9 protein-coding genes are annotated in these 15,616 nt (G+C 72.9%); 7 read left to right on the plus strand and 2 right to left on the minus strand.

Annotation, left to right across the window (positions count from 1 at the left end):
- Nucleotides 1–44: 44 nt before the first annotated feature.
- Entirely contained in the window at nucleotides 45–1,076 is a 1,032-nt protein-coding gene (locus tag ACQPYA_RS13465; RefSeq protein WP_433532919.1) for a hypothetical protein, read from the plus strand.
- Between the two features lie 147 nt (nucleotides 1,077–1,223).
- Nucleotides 1,224–2,669: an RICIN domain-containing protein gene (locus ACQPYA_RS13470; RefSeq protein WP_433532920.1), complete on the plus strand. Its 1,446-nt coding sequence runs from the start codon at nucleotides 1,224–1,226 to the stop codon at nucleotides 2,667–2,669.
- Between the two features lie 102 nt (nucleotides 2,670–2,771).
- On the opposite strand, the gene ACQPYA_RS13475 is transcribed toward ACQPYA_RS13470, so the two are convergent.
- Nucleotides 2,772–3,038 carry a helix-turn-helix domain-containing protein gene (locus tag ACQPYA_RS13475; RefSeq protein ID WP_433532921.1) on the minus strand — a complete coding sequence of 89 codons (267 nt, stop codon included), beginning with the start codon at nucleotides 3,036–3,038 and terminating at the stop codon, nucleotides 2,772–2,774.
- A 76-nt stretch (nucleotides 3,039–3,114) separates the two neighbouring features.
- Between ACQPYA_RS13475 and map the strand changes: the two genes are divergently transcribed.
- The gene (gene map, locus ACQPYA_RS13480; protein ID WP_433532922.1) at nucleotides 3,115–3,933 is read left to right on the plus strand and encodes a type I methionyl aminopeptidase; all 819 of its coding nucleotides are present in this window, start codon (nucleotides 3,115–3,117) and stop codon (nucleotides 3,931–3,933) included.
- 122 nt (nucleotides 3,934–4,055) lie between these two features.
- Here map and ACQPYA_RS13485 read toward each other — a convergent pair whose 3' ends face one another.
- Nucleotides 4,056–7,421 carry an endo-1,4-beta-xylanase gene (locus tag ACQPYA_RS13485; RefSeq protein WP_433532923.1) on the minus strand — a complete coding sequence of 1,122 codons (3,366 nt, stop codon included), beginning with the start codon at nucleotides 7,419–7,421 and terminating at the stop codon, nucleotides 4,056–4,058.
- Between the two features lie 187 nt (nucleotides 7,422–7,608).
- On the opposite strand from ACQPYA_RS13485, the gene ACQPYA_RS13490 reads away from it, so the two are divergent.
- From ACQPYA_RS13490 to ACQPYA_RS13505, 4 genes are all read left to right on the plus strand, one after another.
- Nucleotides 7,609–8,553, plus strand: a complete 945-nt coding sequence (locus ACQPYA_RS13490) for an acyltransferase domain-containing protein (RefSeq protein ID WP_433532924.1) — start codon at nucleotides 7,609–7,611, stop codon at nucleotides 8,551–8,553.
- A gap of 25 nt (nucleotides 8,554–8,578) precedes the next feature.
- On the plus strand, nucleotides 8,579–9,454 hold the full coding sequence (locus ACQPYA_RS13495; RefSeq protein WP_433532925.1) for an amidohydrolase family protein: 876 nt from the start codon (nucleotides 8,579–8,581) through the stop codon (nucleotides 9,452–9,454).
- A gap of 253 nt (nucleotides 9,455–9,707) precedes the next feature.
- Entirely contained in the window at nucleotides 9,708–10,565 is an 858-nt protein-coding gene (locus tag ACQPYA_RS13500; protein ID WP_433532926.1) for a DUF4132 domain-containing protein, read from the plus strand.
- Nucleotides 10,562–15,580 (plus strand): hypothetical protein, encoded by a 5,019-nt coding sequence (locus tag ACQPYA_RS13505; protein ID WP_433532927.1) that lies wholly within the window; start codon nucleotides 10,562–10,564, stop codon nucleotides 15,578–15,580. Before ACQPYA_RS13500 ends, ACQPYA_RS13505 begins: the two co-directional genes overlap by 4 nt.
- Nucleotides 15,581–15,616: the final 36 nt, after the last annotated feature.

Consider the following 15,616-nt stretch of genomic DNA (forward strand, 5'->3'; position numbering starts at 1 on the left):
TTGCCTCACGCGCAAACCACAGGGAAAGCGGACACAAAGGAGCCATGAACGAGCGCCGCCCCCCGGACGAGCATCTACGCCTGGTTTACGGCTACGTGCTACGTCATGAAGTGATCCAAAACGCGCCGCGCGGGCTGGGGCTGTCGCCAGTGGAGGTGCACGGCGCGGTGGCCCATCTGATCAGTCTCGGTCTGCTGCGCCATCATTCGGGCGAGCGCTTCGTCGCGGTGCCCCCGCACGAGGCCGCCGAGCACGTGCTGCGCCCGCTGGAACACGAAATACGCGCCCGGCGCGCCGAGATCGACGAGATGCGGGACCGGCTGCGCGACTTCGTGCCGATCTTCGAGGCCGAACGCCCGAGCCTGGCCGCGCCCGCGCCGGTGCAGCGGGTCGAGTCGCTGGCCGCCGTCCGGGCGATGATCGTCGAGTTGAGCGAAGAGTGCACCGGGGAGATCCTGAATGCCCAGCCCGGCAACGGCCGCTCGGGCGGGCTGCTGGAGGAGGCCGCGCTCCGGGACACCCTGCCGATCCGCGGCGGGGTCCGCACCCGCCTGCTCCATCAGCACGCGGCCCGCTTCGACCCGGGAGTCCGGGCGTACCTGGACCGGATGTGTGCCGCGGGGGCCGAGGTGCGCACGGCCGGCGACGAGTTCGGCCGGCTGCTCGTCTTCGACCGCACGGCCGCGCTGATCGAGGCGCCCGACAGTCCGAGCGTCGCGATCATGATCCGCAACGCCGACGTGATCGGCTGGATGGCCCACCAGTACGAGCGGCTGTGGCAGGCCGCCGAGCCGTACCGCACCGGCCCGGACGAGTCGGCCGGCATCGCGCAGGGCCTGACGGGCCTGATCGCCCGGCTGCTCTCCGAGGGGTTGACCGACGCCGCGGTGGCCCGGCGGCTGGGCCTGTCGGTGCGGACCTGCCGCCGGTACGTGGCCGACATGATGGCCAGCCTCGGGTCGGAGAGCCGCTTCCAGGCCGGCTACCTGTTGGCCAGTCGGGAACTGCGCGGCCTGGCCGTGCCGCCGGCGCTGGCGCCACCGCTCGGGGGGAAGGGCTCGCAGAGCGGTTCCTGACGCGATCTCCAGCTAATTATTGATGTCCATGAATAAATTGGCTCGAACTCTGGCTCGCTGGATCGCCACCGATTACCAATGGGTTGCCCACGTGTGAACCGTCAACGTCCGGACGGCGCGGCACGGGCCCGAGAAGGGGGCAACACAGTGCGAACGAGCAGACGGCTTCTGGCGCTCGCGACGGCGCTCGTCGTGGCGAGCGGGTTGGTGGTGGCGGCGGTCACCGGAGACGGCAGGCCCGCCCAGGCGGCGCCGGTCACCATCACCAACGGCACCCAGTTCACCGACGCGAGCGGCAACCCGGTGCACGCCCACGGCGGCGGGGTGCTCCAGGTCGGCGGCTACTACTACTGGTTCGGCGAGAACCGCCACCCGAACAACACGTTCCGGGCGGTCTCCGTCTACCGCTCCACCGACCTGCGCAACTGGGAGTACCGCAACGACGTGCTCACCCAGTCCTACGCCGCCGAACTACAGGTCGCCAACATCGAACGGCCGAAGGTCATCTACAACGCCGGCACCGGGCGCTTCGTCATGTGGATGCACAAGGAGAACGGCACGAACTACAGCGAGGCCCGCGCCGCCGTGGCCTCGTCGGCGACCGTGGACGGCAACTACACCTACCACGGCAGCTTCCGCCCGCTCGGGCACATGTCCCGCGACATCACCCTCTACAACGACAACGGCACCGGCTACATGATCTCGGCCGCCGACGAGAACTACGACCTGCACATCTACCGGCTCACCGCGGACCACCTCAACGTCGCCAGCCTGGTCGGCAACTTCTGGAACGACGCCCACCGCGAAGCTCCCGCCCTGTTCAAACGGGGGAGCACCTACTTCATGCTGACCTCGGGCGCGACCGGCTGGAGCCCGAACCAGGCCAGGTACGCGACCGCGTCGAGCATCTCCGGCCCGTGGACCGGCTGGACCGACGTGGGGGACTCCACCACCTTCCGCTCCCAGCCGACATTCGTGCTGCCGATCCAGGGCACCGCCACGACGAGCTACCTCTACCTGGGCGACCGCTGGGCCGGCGCCTGGGGCGGCCCGGTCAACGACTCGCAGTACGTCTGGCTGCCGATCACCTTTCCGTCCAGCACCAGCATGAGCCTGGCCTGGGCCCCGTCGATCACCATCGACGCGGCCACCGGCACGATCACCGCGAACGCGCCGACGTACTACCGGATCACGAACCGCAACAGCGGCCGGGTCATGGACGTGGTGAGCAACTCGACGGCCAACAACGCCGAGGTGAAACAGTACGGCTGGAACGGCGGCGGCAACCAGCGCTGGGAGTTCCAGGACGCCGGCGGCGGCTACGTCCGCGTCGTCAACCAGAACAGCGGCAAGTGCCTCGACGTCGCCGCCGGTTCGACCGCCGACGGCGCCAACATCATCCAGTACACCTGCGGCGCCGGCACCAACCAGCAATGGCAGTGGGTGGCGACCGGCAGCTACTACCAACTCCGCGCCCGCCACAGCGGCAAGTGCCTCGACGTCGTCGACGCCGGCACCGGCGACGGCGCCGACATCCAGCAGTACGGCTGCCACGGCGGCGCCAACCAGCAGTGGTCCCGCACCCCGGTGTGACCCTCGCCCCGGCGATGGCGGCGCTCCGCTTCGTCCAGTCGGGATCGTGGCCAGTCGCTGTGGAACTGTCCACGATCTCGTTTCCGCAGCTGGCGGGTGGTTCTAGGACGCCTGGCGGGCGGGCAGGTCGGCCAGCCAGACGTCGGCCAGGTCGCTGAGGGGGACGGCGAGGGCCTGGCTGAGGCAGACCACGGTGCCGAACGCCGGTGCGGGAAGGCGGCCCGCCTCGATCTTGCGCAGTGTTTCGGGGGAGATGCCGGCGGCCAGGGCCACCTCGACGAGGCTGCGGCCGGCCCGCGCGGCCCGGAGCGCGGCTCCGAGGCGCTGACCTGCGGCGATCTGCTCGGCGGTGAGTGGTTGGCGAACCATGCCAAGCAGGATATCCCGGCGGAGCGGCCCCGGCCTGGCGTGGTATAAAAATACCGCACACGGAGGGGAGGCTGTCGTGATCGAGCTCAAGTCCGCCGAGGAGATCGGCCGGATGGCGGTGACCGGCCAGTTCGTCGGCGAGCTGCTCGCCGAGCTGAGCGGTGTCGCCGCGGTCGGCGTCAACCTGATGGATCTCGAACACCACGCCCGCCGCCGGATCTCCGAACGCGGCGCCGAATCCTGCTACTGGGACTATGCCCCGTCGTTCGGTCGGGGCCCGTTCCGCAACGTGCTGTGCCTGTCGGTGAACGACGCGGTGCTGCACGGCCTGCCGCACGACTATGTGCTGCGCGACGGTGACCTGCTCAGCATCGACATGGCGGTCGGCATCGACGGCTGGGTCGCCGACTCCGCGCTCTCCGTCGTCGTCGGCGCCCCCGATCCGGCCGACCTGACCCTGATCGAGGCCACCGAGGTCGCGTTGGAAGCCGCCATCACCGCCGCCCAGCCCGGCGGTCGCCTCGGCGACGTCTCGGCCGCGATCGGCGAGGTCGCCCACTCCTACGGCTACGGCGTCAACGCCGAGTTCGGCGGTCACGGCATCGGCCGTACCATGCACGAGGCCCCGCACGTCGCCAACAGCGGCCGGGCCCGCCGCGGGATGAGACTCGTACCCGGCCTCACCATCGCCATCGAGCCCTGGTTCTGCCGCTCCACCAATAAGATCAAGTTCGACAACGACGGCTGGACGATCCGCTCCGCCGACGGCTCCCGCACCGCCCACTCGGAACACACCGTGGCCATCACGGCCGCCGGCCCCCAGGTCCTCACCCGCCGTCCCGCTCGCGGCGGCGCCTCGGCCGACCCCACCAGAAGGCCCGCCGCCGCCTCCTGACCGCTACCCGCCCCGGAGGGCGTGGCCTGCCGTCCGGTGGCGGCCACCGGGGTGGCCGCCACCGGAGCTGCGTCACCGGCTCGGCCGCTCGGGGCCTCGTCGGCTGGCGTCGTCGCCGGGGATCACAGGTTGGCGCAGTAGCCGATGCTGAAGGTGCTGGCCCCCGGCGCCAGGGTCCGGTTCCAGTCCACGCCCCGGATCCGGTAATCACCGTCGGCCAGGCGTTCCCGCTTGAAGTTCCACGCGTCGTAGATGTTGCCCTTGAGATCGACGACGGCGGTCCATTCGACGGGTCTGTCGCCGGCGTTGGTGGCGGTGATGGTCGCGCAGTAGCCACCGCCGCTGTCGGAGTTCCAGCGGGCGATCGTGGTCAGGGTGACATCCACGTTGGAACCGGCCACCAGCCGGCCCACGCCCCACCGGGCGGTGCTCTGGTAGCCCACCCCCTCCTGCTCGGCCCAGTTGCGGATCGCGGTACGAGTGCCGTTCGACGCGTCGTTGACCTGGAAGTCCAGGCCGTGGAAGGTGTCCAGGCCACCGTATTCGAGCAGGCTGATCGCCGCCTCGACGGTGTAGCCCGTCCCGGTACGCACGGCCGCGCTCTCCAGCCGGCCCGCCTGGAACGCCTCGTCGCCGGTGCCGAACGACACGACGTTGTCGGCGTTGATCCGGATCTGGGTGTCGTCGTAGCGGTAGCTGCCGTTCTTGGCGTTGCCCGCGTCGACGTAGAACTCGACCGAGTCCTGGATCCACGGGTCGGAACCGGAGACGTCCACCACCGGGTCGGCGACCTCGGCCAGCACGTAGAGCGTCTGGCCCCGCCAGAGGGTACGCACCGTCGCGGTCGCGCCGCCGGTGCCGGAGACCTCCTTGGCCGTGGTCACCGCGCCAGCCCGGGCCCAGACGGCGTCCACCGTGCCGTCGATGACCGGCGCGCTGGCGGCCTCGCGCACCTCCAGGTACGACAGCTCCTCCACCAGGGTGAGGGTGCCCATCGCACCCGGGGTGTTCCAGCCGGACGTGGCGCCGTTGTCGCGGACCCGCACGTCCAGGGTGAGCGTGTCGCCCCGAGCGGCGCCGGCGAGCGGCAGGTGGGCGACCAGGTGGTAGCCGCCGTCCCGGTTGGCCACCACGGCCGGCACGTCACCGCTGCCGTCGCGGGAGACGTGGTACGTCTGGCCGCCCAGGACGAAGCTGACCCGGTCGTCGCCGGAGACCGTGGCGTCGTCGACCGTGACGTACGCGGTCAGGTGATCCGGTGCCCAGCGCAACTGGAACCGCGCCTTCTCCTCCACCCGGTGCAGCGGGAGCTTGCGCCAGGTCAGATCGGCCGGCGCGCCGGCGGTCAGCGCCACGTCGCCGGCGAAGACGTTGGCGGCACGCAGCCGGGCGGGCAGCTCGCCGTCCACCGCCCCGTGGTAGGCGGGCTTGGCCCGCAGGTTGTCGTCGAAGAACAGCGGCGCGCCGCTGCCGGAGCGCCACGATCGGCCGTCGGTGAGGCCCCAGACGGTGACGGCCGCCAGGTCCTCGGCGTGTGCCCGGAAGATCCGGAAGGCGTCCCGGTAGTAGTAGCCCTGCTCGATCAGGTTCGCCTGGGTGACCGGGGTACCCGTGGTGACGTCGAGTTCGGTGACGGCCTGGGTCACCGGCAGGTCCGTGAACGCCTCCAGCGCGGCCTCCAGGCTGCCGATCGGCGTGGCCAGCGAGACGTGGAACTGGTGGCCCACCCCGTGAACCGGCACGCCGCGGGCGAGCAGTCGTTGTACGAGGGCCCGGTAGCGGGCCTGCTTGCCGCTCTGCTCGGTGTTGTAGTCGTTGATGAACAGGGCGACCGGGTCGGCGTCCTCGACGGCGTAGACGTCGTTGAACGCCTCGTGCGCGTACTCGAACGTCAGGTCGATGTAGCTTTCGCCGAGGATCCGGTACCACTCGCTGCGGCGCAGGCCGTCGGCGTACTCGCCGCTGTCGCTGACCACCTCGTTGACCGCGTCGAACGCGTGCAGCGGGTTGGTGGCGGAGCCGAACCGGCCGTACCGCTGGCTCAGCGACTCGGCGACGGCGAAGATGTGGGTCCGCAGCCGCTCGCGCAGCAGCTGCTGGTGGGCCGTTGAGGTGCTCAGTGGTTGCCCGGCGGCGTCCTGGAAGAACCAGGCCGGGGTCTGGCTGTGCCAGACCAGCACGTGGCCGTAGACGCGCAGGTCGTTGTCCCGGGCGAAGTCCATCAGCGCCAGCGCCTGGTCGTGCGGGCGGAAGGTGCCCTCGTTGTCGTACCACGCCTCGGGCTTCATGTGGTTTTCCGGCGTGACCTGGTTGAAGTGCCGGGTCAGCAACTCGGCGGCCGCGCCGATCGTCTCCCGGCTGTCGATCGCCACGCCGACCGGGAAGTCGGTGGTCTCGTGGATGCCGGTGAGGTCCTCGATGACCGGGGGCTCGGGCACCCGTACGACGATGTCGTCGACGAGGAAGTCACTGGTGTTGCCGGCCACGTCCGCACCCTGCCAGCGGGTCTCGAAGTAGAGCAACGCGCTGTCGGCGGCCGGCATCGTGAAGCGGGCGGTCACCTGCGTCCAGCCGGCGTTGGTGACGGTCTCGAACTGGGCGAGGGTGCTGAACGACTGGCTGCCGCCGGTCGTGCTGGCCAGGCTGAGCCAGATCTGGTCGGTCGGCTGGCCTTCGGCGAACCGTAGCCAGGCGCTGAACTCGTAGCTCACGCCCGTCTCGAACCGGCTGGTCACGTCGCGGCCGAGGCCGGCGCCCTGGTTGACCCGGTCGGTGACCAGCGCCGCCGATGCGCCGCCGTGCGCGACGTCGGTGAGCGTGACCGTGGGGGCGCCGGGGCCACCGTCGCGCGGACCCCAGCCGTCCAGCCCGTCCTCGAAGTCGGTGTCGATGACGGTGGCGCCCGGCTCCGGCCCGCCGCCGCCGTCCGGCCCGGTGATCAGGATGTCGTCGAGGAGGAACGGGGTGTTGCCCTCCGCCTCGACGTAGAGGGTGGCGGCGCTGAGCCCCGCGGGCAGCGTGTAGTCGCCGCCGATGCGTACCCAGCCCTCCGCGGTGGCGGGGACGTTGCCGCCGATCCAGGTGTAGGTGTCGCCGCCGCCGGCCGGGGTCGCCTCGACGGTGAAGTGCACGCCGGCGGTGCCCTCGGTGCCGGCCGGAAGTTTCGCCCACGCGCTGACCGTGTACCGGGTGCCGGGTCTGAACAGTGCGGTCGCGTTCGTCGCCGGGCCCTGCCAGTTGGCTGTCCGGCCGGTGACGGAGAGGCTGTGGTCGCTCTCGTGGCCCTCGTCCGCGATGGCGAGGGTCACCGCACCGCGTGGGCCCCACGGGGCGTACGAGCCGGACTCGAAGTCGTTGGCGAGGATGGCCTGCGCGGCGGCGGCCGGGGCGGGCGCGGTGGCGATGGCCGCGAGGAGCGCGGTCGAGCAGAGTACGGCGAGGGTTCGCGATCGGCGTCGTGATCGATGGGACAGGTTCCAGAGGCGCATCGACGGTCCCTTACGGCAGGTTGGGGTGGCGGTGGGGTGTGCCGGGCATCGGCTTCCCGGGGCGGATCCAAGCGCGTGCATGTTATGACGGCACCACTGCCGTGACCAGAACTTCCGGAAGGTTTCGGAAATCTGCCCGGTCGGCGCGGGCCCGTGGAGACGTCGACCGGCCGGTAGGGTCGTCCGCGTGGATCTGAACGACATCGCCGCCCGGCTCGGGGTACCCGTCGAGGAGGTCGACCGGGTGCACCAGCTCGCCGGCGACCAGCCGTCGGCTCCGCTGCCCGCCAAGGCCGACGTGCCCGCGATCCTCGACCGGCTCGCGGTGCGGCCGGACGACGCCGCCGAGATCATGGCGGGCTGGCCGGACCCCGATTCACCACTGTGGACTCCGGAGCTGCGCTGGCTGCTGGATCGCTCGATCGCCCTGGTCCGGGCCGACCTCGGGGGGCACGGCTGGCTGTCGCCCGGTCCGGCGCTGCCGCGCGAACGCGGCCCCGCCTGGCAACACCTCTACGTGTACGCGTACCTGGCCCTGGTCGACACCGTCACGCGGTACCACCGCGACCACGGCATCGCCGAGACGGTGTCCTGGGTGGCCCTCGCGGATCTGGGCCGCAATCTCGCGATCGACCGGCGGATGCACCGCGAGGGCTGGCCGGTCATGCAGAGCTGGCTCACGCTGCACGCCCGCGGCGCGGTCTACGAGCTGGGCCGGCTGCAACACCATCGCGGCGGCAGCACCCTCGAACTGCACATCCCCGACTCGGGTCCGATGACCCCGGAGGCGGTCGCGGCGTCGCTCGACGAGGCCCGCGCGTTCTTCCCGCGCCACTTTCCCGAGGAGCGCTACACGGAGTTCTCCTGCGGCTCGTGGCTGCTCGACCCGCAGCTTCAGGAATACCTGCCCGAGGAATCCAACATCGTCCGGTTCCAGCGCAGGTTCGCGCTGGAACCCTACGAGGAGCAGGACGGGCCGGACGCCGACATCGAGGTGCTGCGGTTCGTGTTCCGCACCCTGACCACGCCCCTCGACCAGCTGCCCCGCCGCACCGTGCTCCAGCGCGCGATCGTCGACCACCTGAAGGCCGGCCGCCACTGGCACTGGCGCCGCGGCCGCTTCCCGATGTAGCGGTGGCGGCGGGAGGGCCGGCGACATGATCATCGACGCGCACCATCACCTCTGGCGGCCGGAACGTGGCTACGACTGGCTCGACGCGCCGGAGGTGGCGGCCATCCGCCGCCCGTTCACCCCGGCGGACCTGGTCGCCGAGCTGACCGCGGCCGGCGTACACGGCACCGTGCTGGTGGAGGGCGGTCGCTGCCACCCCGACGAGGCGGCCGAGTTCCTCGGCTACGCCGCCGACACGGCGCCGATCCTCGGGGTGGTGGCCTGGCTCGACGTCGCGGCCGGCGACGTGTCCGCCACCATCGAGGGCTACCGCCGGCTGCGTGGCGGAGAGCTGCTGGTCGGGGTGCGCGCACAGGTGCAGGCCGAGGCGGACCCCGACCACCTCGACCGGCCCGACGTGCGACGGGGGCTGGCCGAGATCGCCGCCGCCGGGCTGGTGTTCGACCTGGTGGTCCGCGCCGACCAGCTACCGGCGGCGGCGCGGGCGGCACGGGCGGTGCCGCAGCTCCGGTTCGTCCTCGACCATCTGGGCAAACCCCGGATCGACGAGGGCGAGGCGGGGCTGCGGAGTTGGCGCGGCCCGCTCGCCGCCCTGGCCGCCAACTCCAACGTCACGGCGAAACTGTCCGGTCTGGTCACCGAGGCGGGGCCCGACTGGTCAGCAGCCGACCTCGGTCCGTTCGTCCAGGTCGCGATCGAGGAGTTCGGCCCGGATCGGTTGATGTTCGGCTCGGACTGGCCGGTATGCCTGCTCCGATCGGACTATCCGGGCGTACGCCGGGCACTGGAGGCCGCGCTGCCGCCGCTGCCGGCCCGGCAGCGGCACGAGATTTTCGCCGGCAGCGCGGTGCGCGCCTACGACCTGGCGCGGCGGGTGGAGCAGCTGACCACGGGCGGCTGACCGGACCCGCCACCCCGCGCGACCAGGCCGTGATGTGACCTGGGTCACCGCTTGTGTCGCCCGGGAGCCTGCTCGCGCTGACCGGAGCTGGGGCTTTCGCAGGTCCCGTCCGCCATCCGCCGCCGGGCTGGCTCCGGTGCTCGCGCAGATGGGCCTGATCGTGTCGGTCACTACTGTTAGCGTGCGCTGCGTCGTTGATCGAGGACGATTCATCCAGAAATCTGGCTGTTCGCCACTGCGGAGGGTGTTCCTGATGGGCTGGCTACCGGTGGGAGACTCGTACGAGATCTCCCTCGTGGACGGAAAGGTGGCGGCCCGTTCCACCGGCCCGCGGGCCACCGGCCGTCCACTGAAGACACTGCCGAAGGCGCTGCGGGACACCTCCGAGGTGGACCGGTTGCGCCAGCTCGCCCAGTGGCTCGACCGGCACACCGCGGAATGCTTGGCCCGGGTCGACGCCTGGGTGGTGTCCTCGCTGCCGGTGCCGACCGGGCTGCTGGCCCGGGTCTGGCCGGACCCGGCCTGGCGGGACGCGCTGCGCGACCTCGTGGTGCTCGGGGAGGACCCGGCCGAGTCGGGCTTCCTGCGGGACGTCACCGACGGCGGCGACCTGCGCGTGGTCAACCTCGACGGGGAGACCGTCCGGCTCTCGCCGGCCAGCGCCACGCTGCCGCACCCGGTGTGCCTGCCCGGCCTGACCGACCTGCGGGAGTTCGCCGACGAACTGGACGTCACCCAGCGGGTCGAGCAACTGCACCGGGGCACCTGGGGCAAGCCCGCCAGCCTGCGGAAGCGGGACACCACGGTCACCGACTTCCGCGGTGCCAGAGTCCCCAACCGGCTGGCCGCCCGGGCCGCCACGCTCGGCTTCCGGGTCTCCGGAGCGCAGGTCAAGTGCCGGGTCTGGGAGGCCGGCCACACGGTCGAGGCGGCCCTGTGGTTCGACGAGGACTACTGGGACTCCGAGGCGACCCTGGGCAACCTCTCCTGGTCGGTCGCGGCGGGACCGCCGCTGCGGTTGACCGAGGTCGGGCCGGTGGCCTGGTCGGAAGGAATGCGGATGGCGACGGCACTCTCCGGCGCCCTGACCGGATCGGGGAAGGCGGCGTGACCGGGATGACGACCAGGTCGGGCAAGGATTCGGCCGAGAGCCTGCTGGCCGCCGGCGCGGTGCTGCCGACCGACACCGCCGGGGCCGGCGGCCGGGCGGTGCCGCTCACCGTCCGCAGCTATCGGCACCCGGCCCTCGACGACCGGCCGGTGGTCCGCCTGGTCGACGCCGCCCTGGGCGAGGGCGAGGACATCGCCGTCGGCTTCCTCGGCCTGACACCGGGGGCCGAGCCGGCCGTCGTCGGGCTGGGCCCACGCCGCCCGCTGGCCTTTCCGGAGTGGGTGCTGGTGCACCACCCGGCGGACGGGCGGCACGCCCTGGCGGTGGCGCCGGAGCTACAGAAGCTCGCCAAGCAGGCACGGTCACGGCCGAAGGCGGCCCTGGACGGGCACCAGAGCCTCGCCGACCGGTTCGCCCGTACGCTGCCGCACTTCCTGCCGACCTTCTTCGAGCAGGCGGCCCGGGTCTTCCTGGCCGCCGGGCAGGACGCCTACGCGACGCAGCTGTTCAACAAGGCACGCAGGGCCGAGGCGCAGCACGGTCTGCCGGTCGACCTGAACCGGCTGGACGAGGTCTACCTGGAGTTCGCGGCGGCCAAGGTGGTCTCCGCGACCGCGCTGGCCGGCCACGCGAAGGCGCTGTCCGCCCAGTTGCCGGCCGACGAGGCGCTGGAACGGTTCTGCCGGCTGGCGCTCCGGGCCGCAGCCGCCGGCGTGACGCCGTCCACGCAGTCGGCCAACGCCGTGAACCGGCTGGTCCGCAACGCCACCAAGGCCGCCGGTAAGGCCGGCGCCGGCACCGTCGCCGACCGTGCGGGGGCGTACCTGACCGAGCTGCTCCGGCTGCCGGTGGCCGCCGAGGCGCCGGCCGGCTGGTGGACCGCGCACCTGCCGGCGGTGACGACGCTGGCCGGCCGCGACCCGGCGATCCGCGGCAGCCTGCTCGACCTGATGCCCGCCGACCAGGACGACCTGGTCCGGTGGCTGGCCCTGTTGACCGACACCGGTGCGTTGACCGGGCTGTTCGACCCGGATGTGCCCGATCCGGCCCGCCCGCAGGACGGCGCCGTCGGCTGGCTGGGCCGCTTCGTGAGCCGGGCCCACTCCGGCAACCGGAGTCGTCGGGTGGCGCAGCTGTATCCACTCGTCGAGCGGATGGCCGACCGGCTGCGCGCCGAGCTGGCCGGCAGCGACGAGACCCTCGACGCCGACGGCGACCTGGACCTGCTCGACCTGCTGCTCGCCCTCGACCTGCCGGTCGCCCCGCCGACCGGGCGCGACACCCTGGATCTGGCGCACTGGGCCACCGGCGGGGGAGAGCGGGATCTGGTCGCCGTGGCCGGCGACGACCGGTTCACCGGGATCCTGCGCCGGGGCCTCGACCAGCTCGACGGCAAGCAGTCCGCCCTGCGCCGGGTGGCGGCAGCGCCGGGCATCCAGCCGTTGCTGACCGACTGGCTGCGGGCCCGGATCCGGGACCGCTTCACCACCGGGCTGCCGTACCTGCCGGAATCGGTCAACTGGCTGGGCAACCTCCCGGTCGAGGCGCTGCGCCTGGTCGCGGAGGAGCGCACCGATGACCCCGGCCCGGCCGGCGGCCTCGGGCCGGCCCTCGATGTCGACCTCACCGAGCACGTCGCCCGCAGCCTGCGCGGCGGGCTCGTCGACGAGCTCGGCTGGCCGGACTGGGAGCTGGCCTGGCACGAGGTGACCGGCGGAGACCACCGGGTCGAGCTGACCCGGCAGGAAGCCTGGCCGTACGTGATCCTGGGCGGGCCGACCACCGTCCGCGTGATCGGCGCCGAGGGCATCGTGCTCCGTCACGACCTGCGCATCCCGGCCGACGACATCTGGGGCCAACCCGGCTACCACTACGTCGACGGCCAGTTGCTGGTCTACTGGAGTTCCCAGGCGCTCGGCTACGACCTGCGCGGCTACTGGCACTCGTCGCCCGGCGAGCCGCAGCCCCTCGCCGGCCACTACCACGGCAGACAGCCACGCGGAAGCGAGATCACCCTGCCCCTGCCCGGCGGCGGGCGGACCACCGGCGACGGCGTGCTGCACGTCGGTGACACCGCGGTCCCGTGCGCGCTGCCGGTCATCACCGACGGCACCTCCCACTGGGTCTACCGCCGCGGCGAGGACGACGACCACGGCTGGCGCGAGTACGACCCGGCCAGCAACAGCCACGGCCGGCGCAGCCTGCCCGGCTTCCTGGCCGACCCGGCGGCCGGCGCGGGCCGCCTCCAGGAGTCGGCCAGCTGGCTGCGGCCGGCCCTGTCCGGCCGGGACACCCCGTCGGCGACGCCGGTGGACGGGCTGCTCGGCTGGCGGGTGACCACGCTGCCGGACGGCACGGTCCGCGGCGAGGACCTGGCCGGTCGTACCGTCACCGTGGCCCCCGGGCAGGAGCCGGTCGCGGCGTTGGTGCTGCCCGGCGACGACCGGCCCCGGGCCGTCCTCAAGGGCGTCGTCCTGGTCGACCCGGACGGCGTGGTGTCGGCCACGGTCGAATCGCAGACCAGCCCGGACCGCACCCCCGGCGCGGTCCCGTTGCCGGGGGAGAACTTCCTCGGCTACCTGCTGCCCCGGGACCCGGCCGGCTCGGCCGTCCTGCGCCGGATGGACCGGGACACCGTCGACGCGCTGTTCAAGGCGGCCCTCGACGAACACCGCGCCGCCCTGGCCGAAGCGGCGGCCCAGGCGGCCTCCCGGTCCCGGACGACCGCAGCCACCCCGGCCCGCACCGGCCTTACCGCCGCCGTCCCGCAGTCCCCGGCCGTCGCGCGGTCCGGCACCGGACCATCCGCCAGCACCGCTGTCGAGGACCCGCTGGTCGAGCTGGTCCGGTCGACGTTGCCGGCGATCAGCCACGACGCGGTGCTGGCCGGCGTGGCCGGGATGCTGCGGCTGGCCGCCCGGGTACGCACCGACCTGGACGTGGTGACCGAGCGGCTCACCAGGTCGTTGTCCGAACCGGCGGCGGTGCCGGTGGCCACCGCGACCGGCCCCACCGACGAGCGGCTCAACCTGGCCCTGGACGGGTTGCGTGGCACGGCGTACGGGGCGAACCGGTCGGCCCACGCCTTCACCCAGTTCCAGGCGTTCGCCGCCCAGCGGTCCAACCCCACCGGCCAACCCGTACGACTGCACCTCGACGGAGCGTCGCTGCCGAACGCCCTGGGCTGGTGGTCGCTGCTCGGCGGCGTCGCGGCCGTCGCCTACCGGGCCGTCGCGGCGGTCACCCCGGACGAACATCGGGACACGCTGCGCGCCCTGCTCGCCGAACTGGACCGGCTCGACCTCAGCACGGCGGCCGAGCCGGCCCGGTGGCGCCGGTTCGAGCTGCACCTGCTCGACGGCGACCTGGACGGCCCCGACGGCAAGCGCCGGTACCCCGGGCCGGGCATCCTGCCACTGCCCGACGGGGCGTTCGTCGCCGTCCTGGACGTCAGCGGCACGTCCACCGGCTACTCCTTCGACGCGCTGTACCACGACCCGGCCGGCGTGTTCGCCGTGCCCGAGCCGTACACGGTGCGCTCCTCGGCGCCCGTCGGTGACCGGCGGCCGGCCGGCTGGCTGGCCGGGTTCCACACCGAGTGGGCCGCCCGTGGCCCGCTGCCCTGGCGGCCGGAAGCGGCCGAGCGGTTCGCCGAGCTGACCGGCGTCACCCCCACCACCGCGAAGCTGGTGCTGGCCGGCCTGCCCTTCGTGGACTCGGCGCAGACGGTGCCGACCGAGCTGCGCAGGGCGCTCGGGGTCAAGCAGGTCGGCGAGGTCAAGCTGGCCTTCGCCATGCTGAACGAGGCCAGCCCGGAACTCCGGCGGGCCGTGGTCTCGGCGCTGCTGCCGCACGACCCGGCCCAGCTCTGGATCACCGGACCGGACGTGGCCGCCGCCGCGGCGCTCTGGAACGACGCGCTGGGGCGTCGGGTGGTGGTGCCCGAGCAGCTGCTCGCCGAGGCGACGCGCGCGGTCCGCGCCGGTTGGGGACCCGCGAAGGCGCTGCCCGCCCTGCTCGCCCCGGCCCGGTCGGTCGCGCTCAGCACCGACCTGGCCTTCGAGATCAGTGGCGACCGGGCCCGGCAGGTCGACGACCGGGCGGTCGGTTTCACCGGTGAGGTGCTGCGCTCCGCGGTCGCCGTGGCCGCCTGGGTCGCCCACCACACGCCCGCCGGCGACCCGTGCCGGGCCGCGCTGCCGGCCGCGCTGTCCGTGATCCGGGACCGGCTGGCCAACCCCGACCTGCTGCTCGACCTCGACCAGTACGTCTCCCTGCCCGCGTTCCGCCAGGTGGCGGGCAGCCCGTCGGAGACCGGACCCGGCTGGGAACGGTACGGGGCCATCGTCCTGGCCACCCACGACAGCCAACCGTCGCCCGCGCTGCGGCCGGACCTGCTCGACGCCGAGGGGACGGATCCGTACCTGCCGGCGCTGCGCGCCGACGCGGCCAAGCCGTACCCGATGGAGGTGGCGCTGCGCCTGGTCCGCGACCCGCGGTTCGCGGCGCTGCTCGGCGATCCGGGGGAGCCGGCCGGCGGCGCGCGGGCGGCGGACGGGACCTGGTGGCCGCAGGATCCGACCCGCTCGGTCCCGGATCAGGTGGCCGAGGTGGCCGCGGCACACGGCCTGACCGGCGACGCGGCGGCGGTGTACCTGATGTTGCTGGCCATGCCGGACCCGACGGACCGCAACACGGCGAAGTGGACCGGTTGGAAGCCGGCCCGGCTGAAGGCGGCCCGCGCCGAACTGGCCGGCACCGACCTGGTCATCGAGGCCAGCCGGTCCCGGGCCGGACGGTCGCTCTTCCTGCCCGGCCGATGGCTGGAGCGCGGCAGCGGGCAGGCGCCGATCGAAGGTTGGAAGGTCGGCCTGTTCGACCTCGCACCCGACGGCACGGCCGGGCTCGGCGTGACCGTGCCGTTCGCGCCGGTCGCCGACCTCTACCGGCGGGCCTGGCAACGCCTCCGCGACGGCGACCGGCCCCGGTTCGACAACCTGCCCATCCGTGGCTGACCCCTTTCCCCCTACGCCCCATCAGCCGAACCAGAG

The organism is Micromonospora sp. CA-263727 (genome assembly GCF_050942455.1).
Classification (GTDB): domain Bacteria; phylum Actinomycetota; class Actinomycetes; order Mycobacteriales; family Micromonosporaceae; genus Micromonospora.

Bases quoted from the DNA above. Each gene is read 5' to 3' on its own strand.
- ACQPYA_RS13465 (WP_433532919.1), top strand. From the start codon at position 45: ATGAACGAGCGCCGCCCCCCGGACGAGCATCTACGCCTGGTTTACGGC.
- ACQPYA_RS13475 (WP_433532921.1), bottom strand. From the start codon at position 3,038: ATGGTTCGCCAACCACTCACCGCCGAGCAGATCGCCGCAGGTCAGCGC.
- ACQPYA_RS13485 (WP_433532923.1), bottom strand. From the start codon at position 7,421: ATGCGCCTCTGGAACCTGTCCCATCGATCACGACGCCGATCGCGAACC.
- ACQPYA_RS13495 (WP_433532925.1), top strand. From the start codon at position 8,579: ATGATCATCGACGCGCACCATCACCTCTGGCGGCCGGAACGTGGCTAC.
- ACQPYA_RS13500 (WP_433532926.1), top strand. From the start codon at position 9,708: ATGGGCTGGCTACCGGTGGGAGACTCGTACGAGATCTCCCTCGTGGAC.